The organism is Propionispora hippei DSM 15287 (assembly GCF_900141835.1).
Lineage (GTDB): Bacteria > Bacillota > Negativicutes > Propionisporales > Propionisporaceae > Propionispora > Propionispora hippei.
Window position 1 is genome coordinate 1 of sequence record NZ_FQZD01000020.1, and the last position, 23127, is coordinate 23127.

At 50.2% G+C, this 23127-nt stretch carries 23 protein-coding genes; 17 read left to right on the forward strand and 6 right to left on the reverse strand.

Annotation, left to right across the window (positions count from 1 at the left end; all coding sequences use genetic code 11):
• The 6 genes from F3H20_RS11965 to F3H20_RS11985 form a co-directional block, all read left to right on the forward strand.
• Positions 1–230 (forward strand): transposase (locus F3H20_RS11965; protein ID WP_149735044.1); only part of this gene is annotated, 230 nt, incomplete at its 5' end.
• Positions 231–456: 226 nt separating this feature from the next.
• On the forward strand, positions 457–2322 hold the full coding sequence (locus F3H20_RS11970) for a spore germination protein (RefSeq protein ID WP_149735152.1): 1866 nt from the start codon (positions 457–459) through the stop codon (positions 2320–2322).
• Between the two features lie 6 nt (positions 2323–2328).
• Positions 2329–3447, forward strand: a complete 1119-nt coding sequence (locus F3H20_RS11975; protein ID WP_149735153.1) for a GerAB/ArcD/ProY family transporter — start codon at positions 2329–2331, stop codon at positions 3445–3447.
• Positions 3429–4676: a Ger(x)C family spore germination protein gene (locus F3H20_RS11980; RefSeq protein ID WP_188128310.1), complete on the forward strand. Its 1248-nt coding sequence runs from the start codon at positions 3429–3431 to the stop codon at positions 4674–4676. The genes F3H20_RS11975 and F3H20_RS11980 overlap by 19 nt, the downstream gene beginning before the upstream one ends.
• 40 nt (positions 4677–4716) lie before the next feature.
• The gene (locus F3H20_RS19935) at positions 4717–4878 is read left to right on the forward strand and encodes a hypothetical protein (protein ID WP_188128311.1); all 162 of its coding nucleotides are present in this window, start codon (positions 4717–4719) and stop codon (positions 4876–4878) included.
• 98 nt (positions 4879–4976) lie between these two features.
• Positions 4977–5669 (forward strand): NAD(P)-binding domain-containing protein, encoded by a 693-nt coding sequence (locus tag F3H20_RS11985; protein WP_149735155.1) that lies wholly within the window; start codon positions 4977–4979, stop codon positions 5667–5669.
• 99 nt (positions 5670–5768) lie between these two features.
• On the opposite strand, the gene F3H20_RS11990 is transcribed toward F3H20_RS11985, so the two are convergent.
• On the reverse strand, positions 5769–7097 hold the full coding sequence (locus F3H20_RS11990) for a hexokinase family protein (protein WP_149735156.1): 1329 nt from the start codon (positions 7095–7097) through the stop codon (positions 5769–5771).
• Between the two features lie 72 nt (positions 7098–7169).
• Positions 7170–8537: an NAD(P)-dependent oxidoreductase gene (locus F3H20_RS11995; protein WP_149735157.1), complete on the reverse strand. Its 1368-nt coding sequence runs from the start codon at positions 8535–8537 to the stop codon at positions 7170–7172.
• 353 nt (positions 8538–8890) lie between these two features.
• On the opposite strand from F3H20_RS11995, the gene F3H20_RS12000 reads away from it, so the two are divergent.
• Positions 8891–9499, forward strand: a complete 609-nt coding sequence (locus F3H20_RS12000) for a DedA family protein (RefSeq protein WP_149735158.1) — start codon at positions 8891–8893, stop codon at positions 9497–9499.
• Here the strand turns inward: F3H20_RS12000 and F3H20_RS12005 are convergent.
• The gene (locus F3H20_RS12005; RefSeq protein WP_149735159.1) at positions 9460–10491 is read right to left on the reverse strand and encodes a sodium:calcium antiporter; all 1032 of its coding nucleotides are present in this window, start codon (positions 10489–10491) and stop codon (positions 9460–9462) included. The two genes, F3H20_RS12000 and F3H20_RS12005, sit on opposite strands and share 40 nt — an antisense overlap.
• A 372-nt stretch (positions 10492–10863) precedes the next feature.
• Between F3H20_RS12005 and F3H20_RS12010 the strand changes: the two genes are divergently transcribed.
• Entirely contained in the window at positions 10864–12084 is a 1221-nt protein-coding gene (locus F3H20_RS12010) for a benzoate/H(+) symporter BenE family transporter (RefSeq protein ID WP_149735160.1), read from the forward strand.
• Positions 12085–12196: 112 nt separating this feature from the next.
• Here F3H20_RS12010 and F3H20_RS12015 read toward each other — a convergent pair whose 3' ends face one another.
• Positions 12197–13147: a hypothetical protein gene (locus F3H20_RS12015; RefSeq protein ID WP_149735161.1), complete on the reverse strand. Its 951-nt coding sequence runs from the start codon at positions 13145–13147 to the stop codon at positions 12197–12199.
• 660 nt (positions 13148–13807) lie between these two features.
• Between F3H20_RS12015 and F3H20_RS12020 the strand changes: the two genes are divergently transcribed.
• Positions 13808–14221, forward strand: a complete 414-nt coding sequence (locus F3H20_RS12020) for a CBS domain-containing protein (RefSeq protein WP_149735162.1) — start codon at positions 13808–13810, stop codon at positions 14219–14221.
• Between the two features lie 58 nt (positions 14222–14279).
• Here F3H20_RS12020 and F3H20_RS12025 read toward each other — a convergent pair whose 3' ends face one another.
• On the reverse strand, positions 14280–15590 hold the full coding sequence (locus F3H20_RS12025; RefSeq protein ID WP_149735163.1) for an SGNH/GDSL hydrolase family protein: 1311 nt from the start codon (positions 15588–15590) through the stop codon (positions 14280–14282).
• Between the two features lie 318 nt (positions 15591–15908).
• Here F3H20_RS12025 and F3H20_RS12030 point away from each other — a divergent pair, with 318 nt between their 5' ends.
• The 5 genes from F3H20_RS12030 to pta all read left to right on the forward strand — a co-directional run bounded on the left by F3H20_RS12030 (position 15909) and on the right by pta (position 19509).
• Positions 15909–16772: a Cof-type HAD-IIB family hydrolase gene (locus F3H20_RS12030; RefSeq protein WP_149735164.1), complete on the forward strand. Its 864-nt coding sequence runs from the start codon at positions 15909–15911 to the stop codon at positions 16770–16772.
• 114 nt (positions 16773–16886) lie between these two features.
• Positions 16887–17762 (forward strand): NAD(P)-dependent oxidoreductase, encoded by an 876-nt coding sequence (locus tag F3H20_RS12035; protein ID WP_149735165.1) that lies wholly within the window; start codon positions 16887–16889, stop codon positions 17760–17762.
• A gap of 30 nt (positions 17763–17792) precedes the next feature.
• Positions 17793–18089 (forward strand): putative quinol monooxygenase, encoded by a 297-nt coding sequence (locus tag F3H20_RS12040; protein WP_149735166.1) that lies wholly within the window; start codon positions 17793–17795, stop codon positions 18087–18089.
• A 54-nt stretch (positions 18090–18143) separates the two neighbouring features.
• Positions 18144–18413: a GIY-YIG nuclease family protein gene (locus F3H20_RS12045; protein ID WP_149735167.1), complete on the forward strand. Its 270-nt coding sequence runs from the start codon at positions 18144–18146 to the stop codon at positions 18411–18413.
• Between the two features lie 106 nt (positions 18414–18519).
• Positions 18520–19509, forward strand: a complete 990-nt coding sequence (pta, locus tag F3H20_RS12050; protein WP_149735168.1) for a phosphate acetyltransferase — start codon at positions 18520–18522, stop codon at positions 19507–19509.
• 52 nt (positions 19510–19561) lie between these two features.
• Here the strand turns inward: pta and F3H20_RS12055 are convergent, their stop codons facing one another.
• Complete coding sequence (locus F3H20_RS12055) at positions 19562–19816, reverse strand: hypothetical protein (protein WP_149735169.1); 255 nt, start codon at positions 19814–19816, stop codon at positions 19562–19564.
• A 224-nt stretch (positions 19817–20040) separates the two neighbouring features.
• Here F3H20_RS12055 and pdxR point away from each other — a divergent pair, with 224 nt between their 5' ends.
• The 3 genes from pdxR to pdxT are packed head-to-tail and all read left to right on the forward strand — an operon-like array spanning position 20041 to position 23044.
• Positions 20041–21534 carry a MocR-like pyridoxine biosynthesis transcription factor PdxR gene (pdxR, locus tag F3H20_RS12060; RefSeq protein ID WP_149735170.1) on the forward strand — a complete coding sequence of 498 codons (1494 nt, stop codon included), beginning with the start codon at positions 20041–20043 and terminating at the stop codon, positions 21532–21534.
• A 34-nt stretch (positions 21535–21568) separates the two neighbouring features.
• Entirely contained in the window at positions 21569–22450 is an 882-nt protein-coding gene (pdxS, locus tag F3H20_RS12065; RefSeq protein ID WP_149735171.1) for a pyridoxal 5'-phosphate synthase lyase subunit PdxS, read from the forward strand.
• A 21-nt stretch (positions 22451–22471) separates the two neighbouring features.
• A complete protein-coding gene (pdxT, locus tag F3H20_RS12070) occupies positions 22472–23044 on the forward strand; it encodes a pyridoxal 5'-phosphate synthase glutaminase subunit PdxT (RefSeq protein ID WP_149735172.1) in 573 nt (190 codons plus the stop codon).
• The last annotated feature ends 83 nt before the right edge of the window (positions 23045–23127 follow it).

The window sequence follows — 23127 nt, forward strand, 5'->3', positions numbered from 1 at the left end:
GGGAAGATTCTAAAGAGTGGGTTCGGCAAAACCGGCTTACGAAGTCAGGAAAAATGCTATATAGGAAGAGAAGTCAAACCATTGAGCGGAGTTTTGCAGACGCTAAGCAACTGCACGGACTTCGCTATTGCCGGTTTAGGGGTAGAGAGCATGTACAAGAGCAGGCGTTACTAACGGCTGCTTGTCAAAACATGAAAAAGATTGCCAATCACCTCGCCAGACTGGCGTAGGTATCGGCAATCTTTTCTTTTTGAGTCTACTTAGTGATGGTTTTCCTTTTGTTTTGTCTAATAGAAACCCCCATGGCTTAGATCTTTCCCAAACCATGGGGTTCTTCAACAGCCTGAGGGGGTATCTCAATTTCTATTGAGATACCCCCTTGGTTTTTATCGTTGTATGGCTGTGAGTAAATAGGACTGGCTAGGGACATACTAATGTTAATCCGGGGGTGATGGGGTGAATAATAACTCAGCTTTTAAGTTGTACCGTTATTTGAAAAGTCTGTTGGTATACCAACCACCACAGTTTCCCGAGCCTTTTATCCTGCGGGAACAGGAATACGAAACCCATGAAGGACAGGATGAGACAACCGGAGAAGAAGCGAAACTGGAGCAGTTAAACCGCCTGCTGACTCAGGCGAAACGACTGGCCAAGGCAATGGAGGACAGTGTACAGGCTTTGCAGCAGCAAGGCAAAACCCTGGAAAGCTCCGATATTATTGAAGAAATTGAACTCCTGGAAGAGCAGCAGGCTGAAATGAATCCTCTTTGGATGTCGTATACCAGCAGTACCGAGGCGGAAAAAAGAATTATAAGCTCTGTGCTTACGGAGAATGAGAAATTACTGAAGAAGCTTTATAATCTGCCGAAGAACAAAGATACGGTTATCCGCAATTTCACACTGCCTCTTGTACCGCCGCTGCCGGCTTTGTTGATATACCTTGACGGAATGATTGACAAAAAAGTCATTAATGAAGCCATTTTAAAGCCATTGCTGGCTATCCAGGATGATATACGCTATTCGGAGAGTCCGGATCTGGCGCAAACAATAGCCGATACGTTGCTGCCAAGCAATCAGGTACAGATTACTCAACGGTTTAATGAAGTAATGGATGGTGTAAATGGCGGTGATACGGCGTTATTGGTTGATGGAATGACAGCGGCTTTGGTTATTGATACAAAAGGGTATGATAAACGAAGCATCGACAGGCCCCAACTGGAGCAATCGGTACGGGGCGGACAAGCATCTTTTACCGAGAACTTACGGACTAATACCGCGCAAATCCGGGTAACTATGCCGACTAATGATCTGGTTACCGAGATGATTCTGGTAGGTGAACGTATTCCGATGAAATGTGCCGTCATGTATTTGCAGTCGGTGGCGAACGAGACGGAAGTGGCGGAGGTTAAACGACGCATTGAAGGCATCAGAACCGATTATATTCCGTCTATTGGCGTGTTGGGACAATTCATTGAAGATCATCCTAATATCCCTTTTCCCCAGAGTTTGTCTACCGAACGGGTGGACCGGGTTGCTGTCCATTTAGCGGAGGGAAGGATTGCTGTTTTGTTGGAGGGCAGTCCCTTTGTTCATATCCTTCCGGCCAATTTATTTACCTTTTTTCACTCCAGCGAGGATTTTAACCTGCCGGTCACGGTAGCAACGGGCGTACGCCTGTTGCGTTGGATCGGAACCGTATTGGCAATTATTTTGCCGGCGTTATATCTGGCTATTAATTATTTTCATCAGGAAGCCTTGCCTACCGACCTGGCCCTGGCGATTGCCGGGGCACGGGAAAAGGTTCCTTTTCCCGCTTTGGTTGAGATTTTACTCATGGAGTTTTCCTTTGAGCTGATTCGTGAAGCGGGAATACGGGTTCCCGGTGTGCTAGGTTCAACCATCGGCATTGTGGGCGCCATTATTTTAGGCCAGGCGGCCGTAAGCGCCAATATAGTCAGCCCGATTATGGTGGTATTGGTTGCCTTAACCGGGGTGGCTTCCTTTACCATACCTGATTATCGCATGGCCTTTGCCCTGCGTATTTACCGATTTGTACTGTTACTGTTGTCTGCTGCCCTTGGCTTCGTCGGTATCGCCTTTGGCATGATGGTTTTAACCGTGCTGCTAACCAGCATGAAATCCTTCGGTGTTCCTTATTTATCACCCTTAGGACCCAGAACGAGAGCCGGCCTGGATGTGGTATTTAGAGGACCGGTTTACCGGCAAGAAAAACGTCCTGATGAACTGAACCCTAAAGATATCAGGCGTCAACCCAAAATCAGCCGTATCTGGAAGACTGAAAAACCGGTTAACAGGAGGTGACAGCTTTTGAGTTATCAGCATGGAACGCTAGGGCAGGCGGAGGCCATCGGCATTATTTTTAATATTTCTATGGTCAGAGTTTTTTTGTCCAATCCGGTGCAGGTTATTGCTTTAAGCGGAGAACTGGCCTGGCTGGTTATTCTTGTTGCCGGTTTTATCAGCATGGCTGCGTCGTTTGCCTTTTTGTATGTGTATAAACGGATGCCGGGAGACCTGTATCAGATAACGGAAAAATTGCTGGGAATCTGGGGAGCAAGAATCATGGCGCTTCTCTGCATCGGCCTGTTTTTTACTAATGCCGTCTTGCTCTTTAGACAGTTTACGGAAAATACCCTGCTTACCGCTTTGCCCAATACAGACTTTCAAGTTGTTTCTTTTGGGTATGCCCTATGTGTGCTGATTATACTTTATGCAGGAATTGAAGCGATAGGAAGATCCCTCTATATCATCATCCCCTTTGGTGTCATAGGATTAACGGTTGTATTCCTACTGCTTTATCCTTATTATGATATCTATAATTTACTTCCCTGGCAGGGTTATGGAATCAAACAGGCCATTGGCGCTTCCCTTGTGTCGAGCGGATATAATATGTCCGGATTTTTGGCTGTAATCATGCTGGCTCCTTCGTTGCAAAATTACCGGACTATACGGACCTCCCTGGTATTTGGCCTTGGCGGCAGCGCCTTGATTAAAAGCGCGTCGCTGGGTGTATTCGTCCTGGTTTTTGGCGTTCAAGTGGGTCTGGAAAAGGTGCTGCCGTTCTATGAAATGGCCCGTCTGGTATATATAAGCCGGTATATGCAGCGCATTGAATCCTTGTTTATTCTGCTATGGGTTATTGCAGGAACCTTCGCTGTTGCCGTTGCTCTGTATTTTGCCCTGTTTATGCTAACAAGGTTACTCAACTTACCGGCGATCAGGCCGATAATGCCAATTGCCGTTATCATATTGGAACAAGTGGCGTCTTTACCTGAAGATATCATTATGACAATTCGAATGGATGGATACTTGCATAATACGGTATTTGCAGGATGCGAAATAGCTATTCCTCTTATTTTATTACTGGCTTTCTGGATAAAAGGTTCCAAACAGGGAGGCATGAAAAAATGTCCTTCCGGCTCGTAGCCTGGTATTTATTGATTGTTGGCAGCCTGTTCTTTGCAACTGGCTGTAGCGGAGCTCAGGAAACCGATAGTACAGCCTATGTACTGGCTTTGGGAATTGATAAGGGAGAGCAGGACGGTATGATAAAGTATACCTGTCAGGTTGCCTTGCCAAAACCAAGTACGAAAGAAGGCGGAGAAGAGGAATCCAAGACGCAGGTTAGCGTCACGGCGACAGCGCGGTCATTGGCCGAGGCCCGTAATTTAATCAACTCATCCATGTCCAGAACGCTGACCTTTTCCCATATGAAAGCGCTTATTATCGGTGAGGATTTGGCGAAAGAGGGCGTTAATGATATTTTTGCTCCGTTAATGCGGTTTCGTGACATGCGCGGTTCTATCTATATTTTAGTGGCTAACGGGGTCAGTGCCGCAGATTTTATGGACAAGAACAAGCCTAAACTGGAATCCTTTATGTCCCGGTATTACGAATCTATGATGTTCAGTTCGAATGAGTCCGGTTATTATTTTAGAACCACACTACAGGATTTTTATAAGGAGTTAAAAAACGTAGGTGACTGCCCACTTGCCACACTGGTAAGTCTTAATGGGAAAAAGAAAGGTGAGGATGGCGAAGGAAGCATGTTTCCCTCCGAGGTTTCTCCGGAGTATACGGCGGGAAATTCACCTTTAGAAAAGGGGAATCCGGCAGAAGCGATGGGACTTGCTGTATTTAGTGGTGATAAAATGGTGGGGACGTTGACTAATGAGGAAGCCCGTATGCTAAATATTTTACGGGGCACGTTTAAGCACGGTTTTTATGTCATTACCGACCCGTTGGTACCGGAGAAATTTGTTAATCTCACCATGCGGCTAAACGGTAAACCCCATATTAAAATAGAACAGATGGACGGGCAAATTCATATTAAGGTAGAGGTAAATGTAGAAACGGAAATAACGGCAATCCCCAGCGGAACAAACTATGAGCAAGGTGAGTACAACCAGTTGCTGGAGAATCATATCAGCCAGCTTTTGCAGGCCCAGATCCTGAAAATGCTTCATAAGACCCAAGAGTGGGGGTGTGATGCGGTTGGCTTTGGGGTGCATATGCGGCCTTTCTTTGCTACCCATCAGGAGTTTATGCAATTAGATTGGCCGCCCATGTACCGACAGGCGGAGTTTGACATAAGTGTCAATACCATCGTGCGCCGAACCGGCCTGATGCAGCAGACTGTGGGAAAGATAGAATGAACAGGATTAAAGTAAGACGTGTTGTTTGCGGGGTGATAAGATGGATTACGTGCTTTTCGTGTTTAGCCTGGTTGCTGCTGTGCCGGCCTATACCTATGGTTCCTGGTTGAACAAACAGGACAATAAAGCCGGCGCTATTTGGATGTGGGCGATGGTATTGCTGGGGGTGGGCTTATCGGTCTTTAGTATGCTGCGTTACTAATCTGGCTGTAGTTATGAAAATAAAAATAACACCGCATCCCTGCTGCGGAATATACTTACAATGGGGTAGGTAACTTTTGAATAAGCTGGAGGGATAGGATGCGTATCGGAATTGTCGGTGTAGGCCGTATGGGGCGGGCGTTAGCCTCCAGACTTTCGCAGCAGGGAGGCTATTCTTTATGCCTGTTCGACAAACATGCCGGCAGACGGCAGGCACTGGCAGCCAAGCTCTGTGCTGAAGCGGCGAGCAGCCTGGCGGATATGGAAGCGCTGCCGCTGGTCATATTAGCCGTACCTGATAAGGAAGTGCTGGAATGTATCAAAATTTTTAACCGGATGACGCTGCCGCCGGTAGTGATTAACATAGCCACCAATATAACTCAGGATAGTCTGCTGCAGGCAATAGGACCCAGCCTGACAGCCGTCAATGTGAAATTTATCGGCCACGCGGGAGAACTGGCTCTGGGGCAACGGCCGGTGATCATTGTTGACAAAAGCAGCGGCAGTATGGCAACGGTGATTCAGGCCGTTTTTCAAACGGTAGGCGATGTGGTGATCGGTGATTCCGATTTGGTTGGAGTAATTAACCGGATTGCAGCGGAGGAGGTACTGATTGCCGGTGTTCGGATAGAAAACCGTCTGCGGCAGGCGGCAATCTCCGATCCGGCGATGATTCGCAGCGCCATTCGCCAGGTGGCGGCCGGAACGTTAAAGGCTTTTGCTGACAAGGATTTAGGTCCTTTCGCTCAGGAAATTGTCGGTGCAGTACGGGAAAAAATCAAAGGGACTTAGGAAACTGCCAGGTTATCTCAAATCAGCCATTCCTCGGAACTTGTCTAATAAAAAGATCAGGCCCTGTGCCAGAAGCGCAGAGCCTGATCTTTTTATTATTTATGAACGACTGGCAATGGCAACAGCCACCACCGCTCCTAAGCCAGAACCATCCTTACTTAACTTGGTCACAATCCGGTGCGCCCTGTCCTGATATACTTCAGTCAGAACCTGATGAATGGCGTCGGCGTAGCCAGGTAGTTTCTCATATAAGGAACCGTCAATGGCAATGGTATGATTGCGTTCCAAAGCAGGGTCAATCCGCTGCAGAATGCCGACAAAGCTGGCGGCAACCAAACGGGCCGAACGGGTGGAAATCAGGGTAGCTACCGTGGACAGCGCCTGACGGTCACTTAAGGCGCTGTCGGTAATGCAAAGGCGCTGCTTCAGCCAAGCGGCAATAGCCGCTAAATCGCCGGAAGTGTCACCGGTCAAAACCGCGATATCGGCGCCGGAAAAACAAGCTGGCTGGGAAAGGAAAGCCGCCACTTTATCCGCACAGTGGGATAGCAAGCCCTTCTTATGTAAGTCGGCCATAATGAGCTGCAACAGCTCACCGATATAGCGGCCGGAAACCATTTTTTCAAGCAACTGGGCGCCCGGCTTTTCGCTGGACTGGTCAAGCAGCCGGTCATAATCGCTAAACGGCAGTTTTTTATTGAAATTGCCTGATTCCATATTAATGACCATCGGGCCCCCGGTCAGGGGTGATTTAGGCTCCAAATAAGCCGTGTTATGGCCGGTGCCGCAAATCGAGCCAATGTCGGTGCCGGGATGGCTATAAGCGCTGGTAAGCAAGGTGCCTACCGTATCATTTAAGATAACCTGCGGTTTGATGTTGGTCAGTCCCTTACGATGTAATGCTGCCTGGAGCAGTTGGTTGACATCCTGGCTTTCTACACCGGCAGTAGCGATTTCTTTAGTCCAGTGGATTAAAGAGGCCGTATTTACGCCGGTCTGGCGCATGGGGAAAGAAAAGGTATGACCAAGATGGTAGGTGACAGACGGTTCGGCAATTTGTGCAAGCTGCTCGGCTATGAAATCAAACAAATCTTCCGCGCTGGCGCTTGCAGCAAGATAATCATAAGTGCCTGACGGGTCCTTCAACGGACGGGATAGGTGATTTTTTATCGAAAAACCGCCTTTTCCATCCAGTTCGGCGACCAAAGTCCGGACATTGGTCCCGCCAAAGTCCACAGCCAGGTATTGACCGGTTTCCTGTCCGGTCGGCGCCTGTAAAAAGGACGGCAGCATTTTCAGCGTTTCATCCGTACCGGTCATTCCGTCAATCATGGCCTGCTTAAAGCTTTTAGCGATGGCGTGAATTTGTTCAAGGGAAACAGTCAAATCACGGGTTGCCTGCTGAAGCGTGGTTTCTAAGCTTTGCATTGCATCTCCTGCCTCTCTGCCAATATTTACTTTTATTATAACATAGAAAAAAGGTAAAGTGATGGCAAACAATCAGCATTCTTCCAGCAATTTCTTTGCTTCCACATACATGGCAATGCCGGCGGCCACTTTTTTCGCTTCTTTCATGGCCAGCACCACGGTAGCCGGTTGGTGGACCACATCACCGCCGGCAAATACCCCGCGCCGGGTCGTCATGCCATAGGGGCGGTCCCGAGTTACCACATAACCCTTGTCATTTACGTCAATCCCGGTGGTGGTTGACACAATGCGGGCGGCCGGGCGTTGACCGACGGCTACGATAACTTTGGTCGCGGGCAGAACTTCTATTTCGCCGGTGCCCTGCAAGGCGCCTTCTTTCGTTTGTTCCTGCCGCTCGCATTCCAAACCGGTTACCCATTCCGTACCGTGGAAGGCGAGGGGGGCCGTCAACCAGCGAAAAGAAACACCCTCGGCAACGGCGTCTTCATATTCCGATTTTAAAGCTGTCATTTCTTTTTCTGTCTGTCGATAGACTACGGCAACTTTGGCTGCACCCATGCGCAAAGCCGTCCGGGCGGCGTCAATGGCTACGTTCCCGGCGCCGATGACCAGCACAGTGTCGCCGGGGTGGACAGGTACCTCCTGGCGGTCAAGAATGTCGGCGGCAGCCAGGCGAACCATGCTGAGCAAGTAGGTGGCCGGCATAACGCCGGGCAAATCTTTCCCCGGTAAATTGAGCATCCGGGGCAGTGCCGTGCCTGTACCGATAAAGATGGCATCAAACCCTTGCTCAAACATTTCGTCGATGGTGATGTCCTTGCCGATCAGTACATTGGTTTTGAAGGTCACGCCAAGCCGCTTGATTTTGCGGACTTCCCGCTGTACCACTTCCTTGCTCAACCGGAATTCAGGGATACCATAGACCAATACGCCGCCCAGTTCAGGCTGGGCCTCAAATACGGTTACACCAATGCCCAGCTTGGCTAAGTCGCCCGCAATAGTAAGGCCGGCCGGCCCCGAGCCGATTACGGCGACCTGACCGAACTTGGCGGTTTGGGCGGGAGGCACGCTGATATCCATTTCCGCGTCGAAGTCGGCGATAAACCGTTCCAGCTTGCCGATTTTAATGCCGGCCTGCTTCTTACTTAAAATACAGGCGCCTTCACATTGCTTTTCGTGAGCGCAAACCCGCCCGCAAACAGCCGGCAGGTTGCTGCGGCGGGCGATAATATCGCTGGCTTCGCCAATATTGCCTTTAGCCAGTGCCTGAATAAACTGCGGTATTTCATTGGTAATCGGGCAGCCTGTCCGGCAGAGTGGGTTCTTGCAATTTAAACAGCGCTTTGCCTCGGCAATGGCTTCCCTGGTAGAAAAGCCTTCGTCAATTTCGTGAAAAGACAGTTCCTGTGTGTCAAAATCGCTTTTTTTATCGATACGCATAGTTTCATCACCCTTTTATTGCTAGTACTTTATCTGTATTAAAAATCTGCTGTTTTACGGTCCTTTGCCTCACTGCTTCGTTGTCGTCCTTAGAGATTCTGGATCTGCGCGGTTTATCCGTCTCGCATGCAAAAAAAACGCCAAAATCAGCTATAGCTTTAACGTAGATGAGGTACTAGCTAAAATAGAATATGGTAGGCTATATATTACATTACTATTTTATCAGCAGGGCTGGAAATATTAAATAGGAATCATTGTTAAAGAGTAATATATCTAAAATAGTTTGTATTGCGTGAAAAGCTGTAATTTTGTTAAAAATGATATACAATGAGTCATGGATAGGAGGTGCTGTCATGGAACAACTGCTTGACATGATTGTAAACTATATTGGGGCCTGGGGTTATCCCGCTATTTTTCTGGGGATGGCGCTGGAAAGTGCCTGCCTGCCTGTACCGAGCGAAGTCATTTTCGGTTTTGCCGGCTACCTGGTTTTTCTGGGCAGGCTGGAATTTGCTCCGTCTGTGGCTGCCGGTGTAGCTGGCGGTCTGGCCGGATCGATAACCGCTTACGCCGTAGGGTATTATGGTGGCCGTCCTTTTGTGGAAAAGTATGGAAAGTACATTTTTTTATCGGCCGGCCATGTGGCGGCGGCGCAGCGCTGGTTTGACCGTTATGGTATGAAGGCGACTTTTTTCAGCCGTTTGCTGCCTGTTGTCAGGACCTTCATTTCGCTGCCTGCCGGCTTTGCCAGAGTCGATTTTGTCCGGTTTGTGCTGTATACCGTGTTGGGATCGCTGCCCTGGACTATCTTGCTAATCTATGCCGGACTGCTGCTCGGTGAAAGCTGGGGGGTTATTTACGCTGTCGGGCACCGTTTAAATCTGGGAATAGCGGCAGTGCTGGCAGTGGCGGTCCTGTTATTTTATGCAAAGAAACGGAGGACCCGTTCGGACAGGGACTGATAATCCACCAGATGGGCGGCTGAGGCATAGGCGCCGGCTACAAATAGCAGATAAAAGAAGCCGCAGAAGAGCAGGCGGCTGACGCAGAGATGCTGGCGGCGCAGGGTGAGCCAGAGGAAAAAGATGGACAACCAGGTGACGGCGCCGGCCATGATCAGGTATTGATCGAAGCGCCAGGAAGTGAATAGCAGGCCCAGTGCGCTGGGGATGGCAGCCTGAATCATCATGGAGCCGCTGATATTGCTGAGGGCCAGCGCAATTTTTCCCTGCCGTACCCAGATGACAGCGTTGATGGTTTCCGGCAGTTCGGTGGCAACGGGACTTAAAAACAGGGCTACGATGTGTGCCGGCATACCCAAGGTCAGGCTGAAACTCTCCAGACGGTGGACAAACACTTGCGAACCCAGGAAAATAAGGATTAGAGCCAGACCGGTCTGTAAGAGTACCCAATAAACTGAAGGGTCTTTTTCGTGAGGGCGGAAGGTGAGAGCCGCCAAATTTTTGGCGACGCTGGATTCGGCCTGCATTTCCCTGACGGCGTACCAGACATAAGCGGCGATCAGCAGCAGGCCGCTATAGGCCTTGCCGGGAAAGACGATAAGGCCCAGGGCAATGTTGAAGGTAAAGATGATCAGAAACCACACCTGGTTCCGCGCCAGTTTGTCACTGTCAATGGACAGGCAGGTAGCGCGGGCTTGCTGTTTTAAATAGATAAACAGACACCAGCCGACAACGGCATAGCCGACGGTGCTGAGGATCAGCGGTCCGCCCAGGGCAGCTCCCACACCGATATCCTGTACGCCGAAAGCGACCGCCATCAGTGTGACCGAGCTTTCCGGCAGCGCCGTGCCCAGCGCGGCCAGAACACTGCCCACCGCGTTTTGGGAGATATTAAACTTTTTGCCGACCCATTCAATTCCGTTGACAAATAGTTCACAGCTTATATAAATTAAACCGGCAGCAGCGAGTAAGACGGCAAAATCCCAGAGCATGTCCGATTCCTCCATCCGAGTGTAGTAATAAGCTCCTATTTCAGTCAAGTGACCTGTCTGGATGACCAACTGCTACGTTGCCGTTCATCGGCGTAGGAATCGCTATGTTTCATTCCTCTGCCTTGCAGATGAACATTCATTCTGCGTTCTTTGATAAAAAGATGAACCTGTCACAACACCAGAGTTTGTTATATAGTGTATACAAGAAGCGGCTTGTTACACCTTGGAACAGGCAATACCAGCAATTACCGACAGCGTGCCCGTAGCGTCAATTGTTATATCTGTCTATTGACTGTTATAGTGGTAACATGGTTAGATAGAAAGTAAAACGCTGGTAATTTGTACAGCCGGCTGGGAAAGGGAAGGAAGTATATGTCTGTTGTTAGCAAATTTCTGGCCGATGTAAAGCAGGACTGGTCTGTTTCCGCCATTACTTCAGGTTTTATTGCAGTGATCGTTTCTTATGCCGGGCCCTTGCTGATCGTTTTCCAGGCAGCGAGAATCGCTCATTTATCGGATGCGGAGTTGTCTTCCTGGATTTGGGCTATTTCTTTTAGCAGCGGCCTGGCGGGTATGCTGCTCAGCGCCTGGTTCCGGGCGCCGGTGATTGCCGCTTGGTCCACACCCGGGGCGGTACTCTTAGTTTCCGGTTGGGCTGGCTATTCTTTTGCCGAGTCGGTTGGCGCTTTTATTTTTTCCGCTGTGCTGGTTGTTATTTTGGGCTATTCGGGCTTGTTTTCCGCGATGATGGAGCGGATTCCCCGCGGGATCATTGCCGCTATGTTAGCCGGCATTTTACTGAAATTCGGGGTTGATGTGTTTGTGTCACTGAAACAAATGCCGCTTGTGGCTTTACCGATGTTTGTGGTTTATTTGCTGAGTAAACGGTATTGTCCACGGTACGCGGTAGCTGCTACGCTGCTAAGCGGTCTGGCCAGCGCCGGGCTGTTGCACGAACTGGCTCCCGTGGCTATCCGCATAGCGTTGGTGGAACCGGTCTATACGGCACCGGTTTTTTCTCTGAAAGCGGTGGTAGGTCTTGGCTTGCCGCTTTGCATTGTGACGATGGTGTCCCAGAATGCAACCGGTATCGGTGTGCTAAAGGTAGACGGTTACGATTTGCCGCCTAATCCGCTGATCGGTGTCACCGGCATTGCCTCATTGCTGTCTGCGCCTTTTGGTTCGCATGGCGTTAATCTGGCAGCCATTACGGCGGCTATTTGTACGGGGAAGGAAGCTCATGCCCAGCCGGAAAAACGTTATGTCGCCGGCATTGCCTGCGGTGTTTTTTATATGTTATTGAGCTTGTTCGGCGCAACAGTAGTAGCTGTATTTTCAGCGTTCCCTGCCGAATTGATTGCCGTCATTGCCGGAGTGGCTTTGTTTGGCTCTTTGGGGTCAAGTCTGTCATCGGCTATGGAAACCGAGAAGGATAAGGAAAGTGCTTTGGTAACCTTTTTAATCACAATTTCAGGCATTTCTTTACTGGGCATCGGCGCTCCCTTTTGGGGCCTGATTGGCGGGATGGTCACCCATGGCATTTTGACAGGCAACATACGCTGGCTGTGGCAAAAGCTGGCACCGGTTAAGTAGCGGACGAATTTATAAGACTCTGTCGAAGCAGCATGGAAAAAGGCAATGGGCGGCACGGAATATCCGTACGGGCCATTGCCTTTTTTCTTCTATTTTTAAGGTTGCTGGAGTATCAGTAATTCCCTAGCAGCGTCCGGTGCAATTCAGCCGGTTCGATTGCATCCAGGTTGTCGCAGACGATAAGCAGCTTCATCATCTTTTTATCCCGGAAAATTCCGAACTTTCCGCCTGACGGACTCAGAAAAGGCACTGTGGTGCCGCCCGGGGGCAGTGTAAAAGAAGTAACCACCCTGCGGCTTGCCAAATCGGCGATTTCCCATAGGTCCTGTGGTCGCTGGCCCTGTGCTGCGGTTAAGGTTATCGCAGCCGGCAGGTTTTTTTCCAGTACCAATACCAACGGTTCTGCGGCGGTGCCTGTTACCCTTGTCGATATTGTCTGTCTTTCTGCTATGATTTTGGCTTTTCGGATCAGCGCATTCGGCGGAAATTGGCTCAAATCGGCGCCATACAGGTCGGACATTGTTGCTTTGGCAGCAGTTTCCTGCCAAGTGCGGCCCGGCGGCGCCTCGCTGAGGGTTTTTTGGTATTCGGCCGGCTGTAAAGCAGTCAGATCGCCGGTTACTTTAATCAGGCCCGGCAATGTACCTGTCCAACTGTTAAAGGGAAGGTCAGCGGTTGGCGGCGGGAGTTCCCATACATTTTCTCCTGGCAGCAGTTTTTTTCTCAGTTTTAAGCCAGGCAATAGAATTTCATTATTGGCATCGGTTAAGCGGTCAACTTGGATGATCAGGCGAATAGGTATATTTTTTTGAACAAACAATACCTTTGGCGTATAGCCGGTACTGTTGGCGTGCAGATGAAGTGTTTGAACGCCGTTTGCTACCTGGGCTTTCGACAGTGTTGTCTCATCGGCGGCGTTGGCCTGTGCCACCAGCCAGGGCAGGTCAACGCCGCCCAGGGCGCCTCGACCCGCCAGTGCCATTCCCGCCAGAAGCACACAGATACCGGCCGGTTTCAGCCACGACTTAGCGGTCATAGCCGAAAACAATCCGCTTGCTTTCACGAAATCACCTCATCCATAAAGCTTTCTTATATACTATATTACCCATTTATAACGGAAAAGAATGAAATTTATGTTAGCTTTTTGTAAAATCGGTCAAGGTTGGGTTTCCAAAGCAGCGAATAATACCTGGGAACTGTTTTTTGCGCCAGACGAGGTGAACTTTTGCAGAATAATGCTTTTTCTGGTAAGAAAAGCGCCGTTCGGAGACGTTGGGAATACGTCCTGACGGTTCGCCAACTTTGCAAGGGAAAATTAAATTTTGTAAGATTTTCGTAAGACCAGACGGGGACACACTGTCGAATGCAGGCCGGCCAGCGATAACCAAGCTTTGCTGAAACAATCCGTGAAGAAATTGTAATTCATAGTTGGTGGACTGCTAGGCCTGTCGGCAGGAGTTTTTGGGGTTGACAGAGAAATCCATAATAAATACATAAACCATCTATAATGACAAGGGTTAGCTACTTTTTTCGCGAGAATCAGCACCTTATCTGGATGAAAAGAGTGGGTTCTTTTGCGTGTTTTTCGTGATGCGTTATCGCTGTCATTTTGACTATGTCCGATAGACGCAGCTTTTCTGCCTTGCAACGCAAAAATCCTTGCAAACTGCTTGCCAGGTTTAAACCAGATATGGTACCAGTAAAAAGATGGAGGATGTGCTGGATGAATATTGCTTTTTTTCTGATTCCCAAAAACGAAGTGACTTATTTGCCGATACATAACAGTATGCGGCAGGCGTTGGAAAAAATGGAGTATCACCGTTATACGGCTGTGCCTTTAATTGACGAATGTGGCAAATATGCCGGAACGCTCACTGAGGGAGATTTACTCTGGAAATTGAAAAATACGCCGAATTTGGCCTTTGCCGATACGGAAAAAATCAAAATCAGGGATATCCCTCGCCGGATGGTCAATACGCCGGTACGGGTAGATGCCCAAATGGAGGACTTGCTGTCTCTGGTAATCGTCCAAAACTTCGTTCCTGTTGTGGACGACAGCGAAATTTTTATTGGCATTATCCGCCGCCGTGAGATCATTGAGTACTATGCCAACCAATTGGCAATTAGCAAGCCATAAAACGGAAATACACCGAATAAAAAAACAGTCCGGACTGCATGCAGTCCGGACTGTTTTTTTATGGAGCGGTTACCCTGTCCCAATTCTCATTGATAATTTGGGCGATTTTCTGCTTGCCGGCGATGCCCGGATGCAGTCCGTCTACCGAATAATAGGCGGGCAGCAGCCCGTCGGGACCGGTTAAGGCCGGTGCGATATCGATATAATAATCCTGATGGCGGATGAATTCATTGACGCGGTTGAACTTGTACTGCCAGTCCGGTGCCGTCTCGGCTTGGAAGACGCGTTGCATGGCCTCAGGCCGGAGGGGAGGCAAGGTCAGAAAAATCGGCCGGATGCCTGCCGCCTGGCATTGGCTGCGGAGAGAGAGCAGATCTTTGATGACTTCCGTGGCCGGAACATCGCCGCGCAGGCTGTTGGTGCCGGCCAGAATCAACAGGTATTTGGGCTGATAGGGCAGCACATCGTGGCAGAAACGTTCGGCGATTTGCGCCGATGTATCACCGCTTTTACCCAAGTTGACGGCAGGGAAGGACAGATAAGTCTGATAACCGTATTCCCAGTCGGCCGGGTGGTGCGAAATATCGCCGCCGCCGTGAGTGATACTGTCGCCCAGAGTAGCGGCATAGGCGCCCCGGCTCAGGTCTACGGTGAAGGACGCCGTGTCGGAATATACTCCTACCGGATTGCCGGCGGCGTCGATGCCGCGTACCCGCCAATAGTAAGTGCCGGGAGCGATGCGAGGCGCATCGTCATAGCAGTCAAAGCCGGTGACCTGCTTGCTCCAGATCCGGTAAACGGACGGCTCCGTACCGTTGGGGTTTTCCGGTGGACGGCTGAGTAGCTCCACTTCATATCTGGTGGTGGCGCTGACCGGAATCCAGGCATAGACCGGATATAACGGGGCGGGGCGATTCTGCCAGTTGAGATCGGACGTGATCAGCGGCCTAAGCGGCTGACGGACGGCATTGCTTAGTACAAGCTCTTGCGCATCGGAAAAGACACCGATGGGATTTTTGTCGTAATCCAGCGCCCGGACCCGCCAATAGGCACGGGCGGACAATACGGCGGAAAGATCGGCCTGGTATCCGGGAGCGTAGGCGGTGCGGAGTGGGGTGATTTCATAGCGGGAAGGAAGCACTCCGTTGGGGTTCTCCGGCAGACGGCTGAGCAGTTCAATTTCATAGGATACGGCGCCGGGAATGGAATTCCAGGTGAGCATAGGCCGTTTACCGGCCGTTTTTTTTGCCGTATAGAAAGCAGTGGCTGACGGTTTAAGCGGTTCAGCCGCCGCCTGGGCTGCCGGTAGAGCCGGGATATGTAAGCTTTGGCTGAAAAGAAACAGCAATACAAGAAACAAACGAAGCATACAAATTCATCTCCTGTCATATGTAAAATGTCGCGGTTTGACAGTGGAAACGAGACGGAGACGTCCGTCAATTCCTATAAAAAAGTATCATAAATACGAGGATCTTGCAATACCGGTTGTGGTATGGCCCTGTTCCGTGGTATAAAGAAAGCAGATGGCATAATAGCGGTTTTTCGGCTGTCCGAGGGAAACAAAACAGCGGCAAAATTATTTTCCCGCCGGTTTTGCCGTAACCGGAAAAGGCCGTCAGGCTGCACCGGATGAATAAAGCAGGGTTTTCTTAGGAAATAGTAAGACGTGGTGGCAGGAGGACGAAATATGACCTATAAGCTGGTTTGCATTGACATAGACGGAACATTGCTTAACAGTAAAAGTAAAATTACCGACACGACAAAAGCGGCGATCAGACAAGCCCATAATCAGGGGGTCCATATCGTTGTCAGCACCGGCAGAATGTATACCGACGCCGCTTATTACTCCGATCTGGTGGGGGTAAAGTCACCGGTTATTGCTTCGAACGGTGCGTTTATCAAGGAGAAAGACAAAGGTGAGGTGATTTATCAAAGTGTGTTAGGGGAGTACCTAGCACTTGAAATTCTGGAGGTGTTTCGGTCCTATCGGATTAGTCCCTTTTTTTGCACGCCCCATAAATTTTATTATGGCAGTATTCTTTTTAAACTTTTTTATCTTTTTGCTCAGCTTCGCGGACGAAGAAACAATGTGCTTGACACGGAATATGTACCCTCCTGGCAACGCTGGCGGAAAGTGCTGCGGCTGGAGCGGGAGAATATTGTGAAATGCGAGGTCATCCATCGGGATATTCACTCCCTTGGCCCGTTTCGGGAACGGCTTCAGAGAATAAAAGATTTGGAAATTATAAATTCGTCAAAACACAATATTGAGCTGACCGCCAAGGGCGTTTCCAAGGGGCGGGCGGTGCAAATTCTTGCTGACTTTTATCAGGTTGAACGGGAAGCGGTGCTGGCGATTGGTGACAGTGAAAACGATGTTTCCATGCTGGAGTATGCCGGTATGGGCATTGCCATGGGCAATGCCGCGACGGTAGTCAAGCAAAAGGCCGATTACGTGACCGATACTAATGACCGCGATGGTGTGGCCAAAGCTCTTTATAAGTTCGTCCTGGCCGAGCAGCCGGCAGACCGGCAATATGAATTTTCCTGAATCAGGCAGGAAGATGACGAAAAAGGCGGTAATCTTTACAGTAAGCCGGTGAAGCATTTCAGACCGGCGTAGACTTGCTAGGAAGTCAATTGAGTGAAAAGGAGATTGAGTCATATGGGATTACCGACAATCGGATTTATCGGTACAGGCGTTATGGGAAAAAGCATGGCCGGTCATTTGCTGCGGTCCGGCTATTCGCTGCAGGTATACAACCGTACCAAGGCCAAGGCCCAGGCACTGCTGGACCAGGGGGCCGTCTGGGCTGCTTCGCCGGGTGACGTCGCGGCGGCGTGCGATATCGTCATTACCATGATAGGCTATCCCAAGGATGTGGAAGAAGTTTATCTTGGTGATGGCGGCCTGATTGCCCGGGCTCAAACGGGCACGATTTTAATCGATATGACCACTTCATCGCCGCTGCTGGCTCGCCGGCTGTATGCGGCGGGGGCGGAAAAGGGCGTCCACGTATTGGATGCGCCTGTATCCGGTGGGGATGTCGGTGCCAGAGACGGCAGGCTGTCTATTATGGTTGGCGGCGACGAGGCGGTTTTTCAAAAGGCCGCTCCGCTGTTTGAGTGTATGGGCACCAATATTGTCCTGCAGGGATCGGCCGGAGCCGGGCAGCATACCAAAATGTGCAACCAGATTGCCATTGCTTCCAATATGATGGGGGTTTGCGAAGCCATGGCCTATGCGGTTAAGGCGGGTTTGGACCCAACCCGTGTCCTGACCAGTATCGCCACAGGAGCTGCCGGCAGTTTTTCATTGAGTAACCTGGCGCCGCGCATGCTGCGCGGTGATACGGCCCCCGGTTTTTATGTGAAGCATTTTATTAAGGATATGAAAATTGCTATTGAGGCGGCGGAAGAAATGGGTCTTGTTCTACCCGGCCTGTTGCAGGCAAAAGCCCTGTATGAAAAGCTGGCTGCCGCCGGGCATGAAAATAGCGGCACTCAGGCACTTTATCTGCTGTATAGCGGAGAGCAATAAGCTGATTATGGAGAAGGGATGTGTGAAGCGATGGTAATCGTAATCGCAAGGCTAAAGGTCAGGGCAGGAAAAAAGAGCGAGCTGTTTAAGCTGGCGCAACATATTCTGGCAGAGACCCGCCAGGAAGAGGGCTGCATCAGCTATGAACTGATGGATGATCCTTATAGTGAAGAAGATTGCGCGTTTGTGGAACGTTGGGCTGACCGGGCCGCACTGACCCGTCATATGCAAACCCCGCACTTCAGTGACTGGCGGCAAAAATCAGCCGACTATCTGACCGGCCCCTCAGCAGTGTCCCTGTATCAGGCAGAGGCAATGGGACTATAAAAATCAGTTGAGCTACCCGGCTGGAGGGATCAACTATTGTTTAGGAGTCAAGCAATGGCTTTTACCTATATATTGGAATGTGTCGACGGCACTTTTTATACCGGCTGGACGGTTGACCTTACGGCGCGGCTGGCGGCGCACAACGCGGGAACGGCGTCCAAGTATACTCGCTGCCGGCTGCCGGTCAGACTGGCGTATTTTGAAGAATTTACCGAAAAGACAGATGCCCGAAAACGGGAAGTGGCAATCAAACGGTTGAGCCGACGGGAAAAAGAATATCTGATAGTAATAAAAAAGACAGAGTCTTGCGAAAATAAAGAATGACGGCAAGCAGGCAGGATTTAGCTTCCGGATTGAAGAAGTGAAAGATCAGATCTGACGATACCGCCAGCAAATGAAAGCAGCGAGAATTTGATAGGGAGAGATCAACATGAGTATACTTGAGCAGCTAAAACAAAAGGCCAAAGCCGATAAAAAGCGGATTTTATTACCGGAGGCCACTGATCTGCGGGTGATTCAGGCAGCCAGCATGGCTATAAAGGAAGATATTGCCCAGGTTATATTAATCGGTTCACGGGATGAGATTTTAAAAAATGCCGGTTCTATCGATTTGTCCGGCGCTACTATCATTGATCCGCGCACTTCGGAGAAACGCCAGCATTATAGCGAGGCCTTCTATGAGCTGCGTAAGTCTAAGGGCATGACGCCGGAAAAGGCGGCGGCCTTAATGGAAGATCCGGTGTATTTTGGCATGATGATGGTAAAGGAAAATGATGCCGACGGTCTGGTGTCGGGGGCTATCCATTCCACAGCGGATACACTTCGTCCGGCCCTGCAGATTGTCAAGACGGCACCAGGGTCCAAGCTGGTATCCACTTTCTTTATTATGTCCATTCCTGATTGTGAGTATGGCGATAATGGAACGCTGCTTTTCGCCGACTGCGCCCTGAATGAAAGCCCCAATGCCGAGCAGCTTTCGGAAATTGCCATTGCCACAGCGACCAGCATGAAGCAAATGCTGGGCATTACGCCGTCGGTAGCCATGCTGTCCTACTCAACGATGGGCAGCGCTCATAGTGAACATACCGAGAAGGTCGTCCAGGCCACTGCCTTAGCCAAACAAAAAGCGCCGGATATATTGATCGACGGCGAAATGCAGCTCGATGCCGCCCTGGTACAGCGGGTGGCCAGCCTGAAAGCGCCGCAAAGCAAGGTGGCCGGTGCAGCCAATGTGTTGATCTTCCCGGACTTGAATGCCGGCAACATCGGCTATAAACTGGTTGAACGGCTGGCGAAAGGTGAGGCTTACGGACCGGTTACCCAGGGCCTGGCAAGGCCGATCAATGATTTATCCAGGGGCTGCAAAGCCGAAGATATCGTAGCTGTCGTTGCCATTACCGCCGTGCAGGCACAAGTATAAAAAGCATTGTCAAAAAAACCAGGAATGCGTTAACATTCCTGGTTTTTTTGTATTAGGGCAAACGCATGGGCATATCGGTTACCCAGCCGTTCAGAAAAGTACCGTCCTGATTGAAAACATATTTATAAGTATGTTCCTGTAATTGCACCATGAACACGGTAGTCTCATCGTAATGGTACCAGCAGCCTTGTTGTTGATAATAAAAAGGCACCGGATCATCGGTAGGAAGCCAGCCCCAACTGCCATAGGCTGCTATAGGCAGTGACAGACAAAGCAGTATGAATAGCATTTGAACCAGTTTTTTCATCTTCATCCCTCCGCTTTGTATAGTATTCCCATTTTATGGAGGATTAAGCCGCTGTTGCCGGGTACGCAAAGGAGAGACCGCAAGGCTGGCTGAATAAAAAAATCAAAACAAGGGGAAAACTGGTCGTATATAATTAGACGAAAACTGGCAGTTGACGACAAGCCAGATAAAGAGTATCGTTACAGCATAGGGATTTGCCTGCGTAAGCAGGCGGGAGGTTACATATGCTTTTGCTGAATTTGGATGAGTCCAGCCGGACACCGCCATACCAGCAAATTTTTCTTCAAATGAAGGACAAAATTGAGCTGCAGGTGTTACGACCGGGAGACAAGTTGCCTTCCACCCGTAAACTGGCCGAACAGTTGGGTGTTCACCGGTCTACTGTTGCCAGCGCTTACCAGGAATTATGGGCTCAGGGTTATATTGAGCAGCGCCATGGTTGCCGGCCGGTTGTCCGGGAGCGCATGCAGATGGCAACGGCCAAAGACCGGGAGCAGGAAGGCTGGGTACGCTGGCAGGCCGTCACCTCGGCTGCCAGTGTCAGTCTATGGGAACAGTGCCGGGAAATGAAACCTGCCGTCGCTGGTGAAACCGGCGGCGAAGTGATTGATTTTAGCAGTCTTGATATGGATGGGCGGTTATTTCCGGTAGATCATTTCCGCGTTTGCCTGGACCGGGCATTAAAAACGGAAGGGACAGCTCTCTTAGGTTATGGCGACCGGGCCGGCTATATGCCGCTGCGAGAGTATATTGCCGGACATCTGCGCAGCCATGGCATTACAATTACGGCGGAAGAAATATTGATTACCAACGGGCTGCAGCAGGGCATTGATTTGGTTTTCCGTATGCTTGCCGCGCCGGGGCAGGCTGTGGCGATTGAATCTCCCACATACAATAAAATTACACCGTTGCTGCGCTTTTGCGGACTGAAACCGCTGGAAGTCCCTGTCCGGCACGATGGCATGGATTTGACAATGCTGGAAGAGGTCTTGCGCAGGGAAAAACCTGTTCTGGTATACACTATGCCCAACTCGCAAAACCCTACAGGGATCAGTACCAGCCAGACTCATCGCGAGCAATTGCTGTCATTATGCGAAACCTACCGGGTGCCTATTCTGGAGGACGGCTTTGAAGAAGAAATGAAGTATTTTGGTAAAGCAGCACTACCCATTAAGTCAATGGATAAACACCATTTGGTGATTTATGCCGGGACTTTTTCCAAAGTACTTTTTCCGGGTGTCCGGATAGGCTGGATCGCGGCGGAAAGAGAATGTATCGACCGGCTGTTGTCCATCCGTTATTTCAGTGACACGTCGTCCAGCATGATTTTGCAGGCCGGTATATATAAGTTTTGCCAAAGTGGTCATTATGCCCGGCATATCAACAAAATGCGCCGGGTATTCCGCAGCAGGATGCAAACGGCAATAAAAGCCTTTGACGAATACATAGCACCCGATTGGGCCGAGTGGATACAGCCCAGCGGTGGCTATTTGATTTGGATGAAGCTCAAATCTCCTGCTCCTGTCAGACGGGATGAGTGGGAAAGCCTAATGCTGAGGAAGGGTGTCTGTGCTGCCTGGGGAACGCTGTTTTTTGCCGGAGACACAGGAGAAAACCATATTCGCCTGTCCATTTCCAAACTGAATGAACAAGAAATTGAAACCGGAATTTGCCGCTTGGGAGATGTGTTGTGGGAAGTCTGGAATAATAAGACTTGATACGATAAAGATAAAATTAGGGGAGGAATTTACTATGCAACAAGGTACATTTCGGGTAAAAGCCGGTCTGGCGGAAATGCTCAAGGGCGGCGTCATTATGGATGTTACAACACCGGAACAGGCAAAGATTGCCGAGGAGGCCGGCGCTTGCGCGGTTATGGCGCTGGAACGGGTGCCGGCTGATATCCGGGCTACCGGTGGCGTGGCCCGGATGGCTGATCCTACGATTGTGCAGCGCATCATGGATGTGGTTACCATCCCGGTTATGGCGAAGGCCCGGATTGGCCATTTTGTGGAGGCTCAAATCCTGGAAAGTCTTGGCGTGGACTATATTGATGAGAGTGAAGTGCTGACTCCGGCAGACGATAAATACCATATTAATAAACACAATTTCAAAGTGCCCTTTGTTTGTGGCGCAAAAAATCTGGGCGAAGCGCTGCGGCGGATTGCCGAAGGTGCGGCTATGATCAGGACCAAAGGAGAACCGGGGACCGGCAATGTGGTGGAAGCGGTCAGGCATATTCGCATGGTGATGAGTGAAATCCGTCAATTGCAGAATTTGCCTGCCGAAGAAGTTGCGTCCTTTGCTAAAAATATAGCGGCTCCTTATGAACTGGTTTTGGAAGTAAAAAAACTGGGCCGTCTGCCGGTGGTCAATTTTGCGGCCGGCGGGATCGCAACTCCTGCCGACGCGGCTCTGATGATGCAACTCGGCTGTGACGGCATCTTTGTCGGTTCAGGCATTTTTAAATCGGGAGATCCGGAACAACGGGCTAAAGCTATCGTGGCAGCGACCACCTACTACAATGATCCTAAAATCCTGGCGGAAGTATCTCAGGATATGGGAGAACCTATGGTAGGAATTGAAATTGACACTTTGCCGCCCCATGAGCGCATGCAGGAACGCGGCTGGTAGAACAGGGAAGAAGGGTAAACGATGAAAATCGGTGTATTAGCTTTGCAAGGGGCATTCCGTGAGCACCTGACCGTTTTGGAACGATGCGGTGCAGAAGCGGTGGAGGTCAGACAGCCCGGGGAGCTGGAAGGCATCGGCGGACTAATTTTGCCGGGTGGTGAAAGTACGACGATTGGCAAGCTGATGGTTGAGTGGGATCTCATGGAAACTATCCGGCAGCGGACGAAAGAAGGTATGGCTGTTTATGGAACCTGTGCCGGCATGATTTTATTGGCAAAGTCGATTGTTGACAGTGATCAGCCGCGGTTGGGCCTTATGGATACCACCGTACGGCGCAATGCCTTCGGGCGGCAGCTGGAAAGCTTTGAGGAGGATCTGACCGTGCCGGAATTGGCCGGCGGACCTGTCCGGGCCGTATTTATCCGGGCGCCGCTGATTGAAGAAGTGGGGTCAAATGTTGCGGTGATGGCCCAAGTAAACGGCAAGGCCGTCATTGCCCGCCAGGACAATATGCTGGTTACTTCTTTTCATCCGGAGCTAACCGGTGATGACCGGATTCACCGCTATTTTCTCAACATGATAAAACAGGAATAACGGAAAAATAGCTCGCCGCTCCAGCGTGTCCAGGATTGAATACAGGTTCTAAAACAGGCAGGATATCTTTTGTAGATATCCTG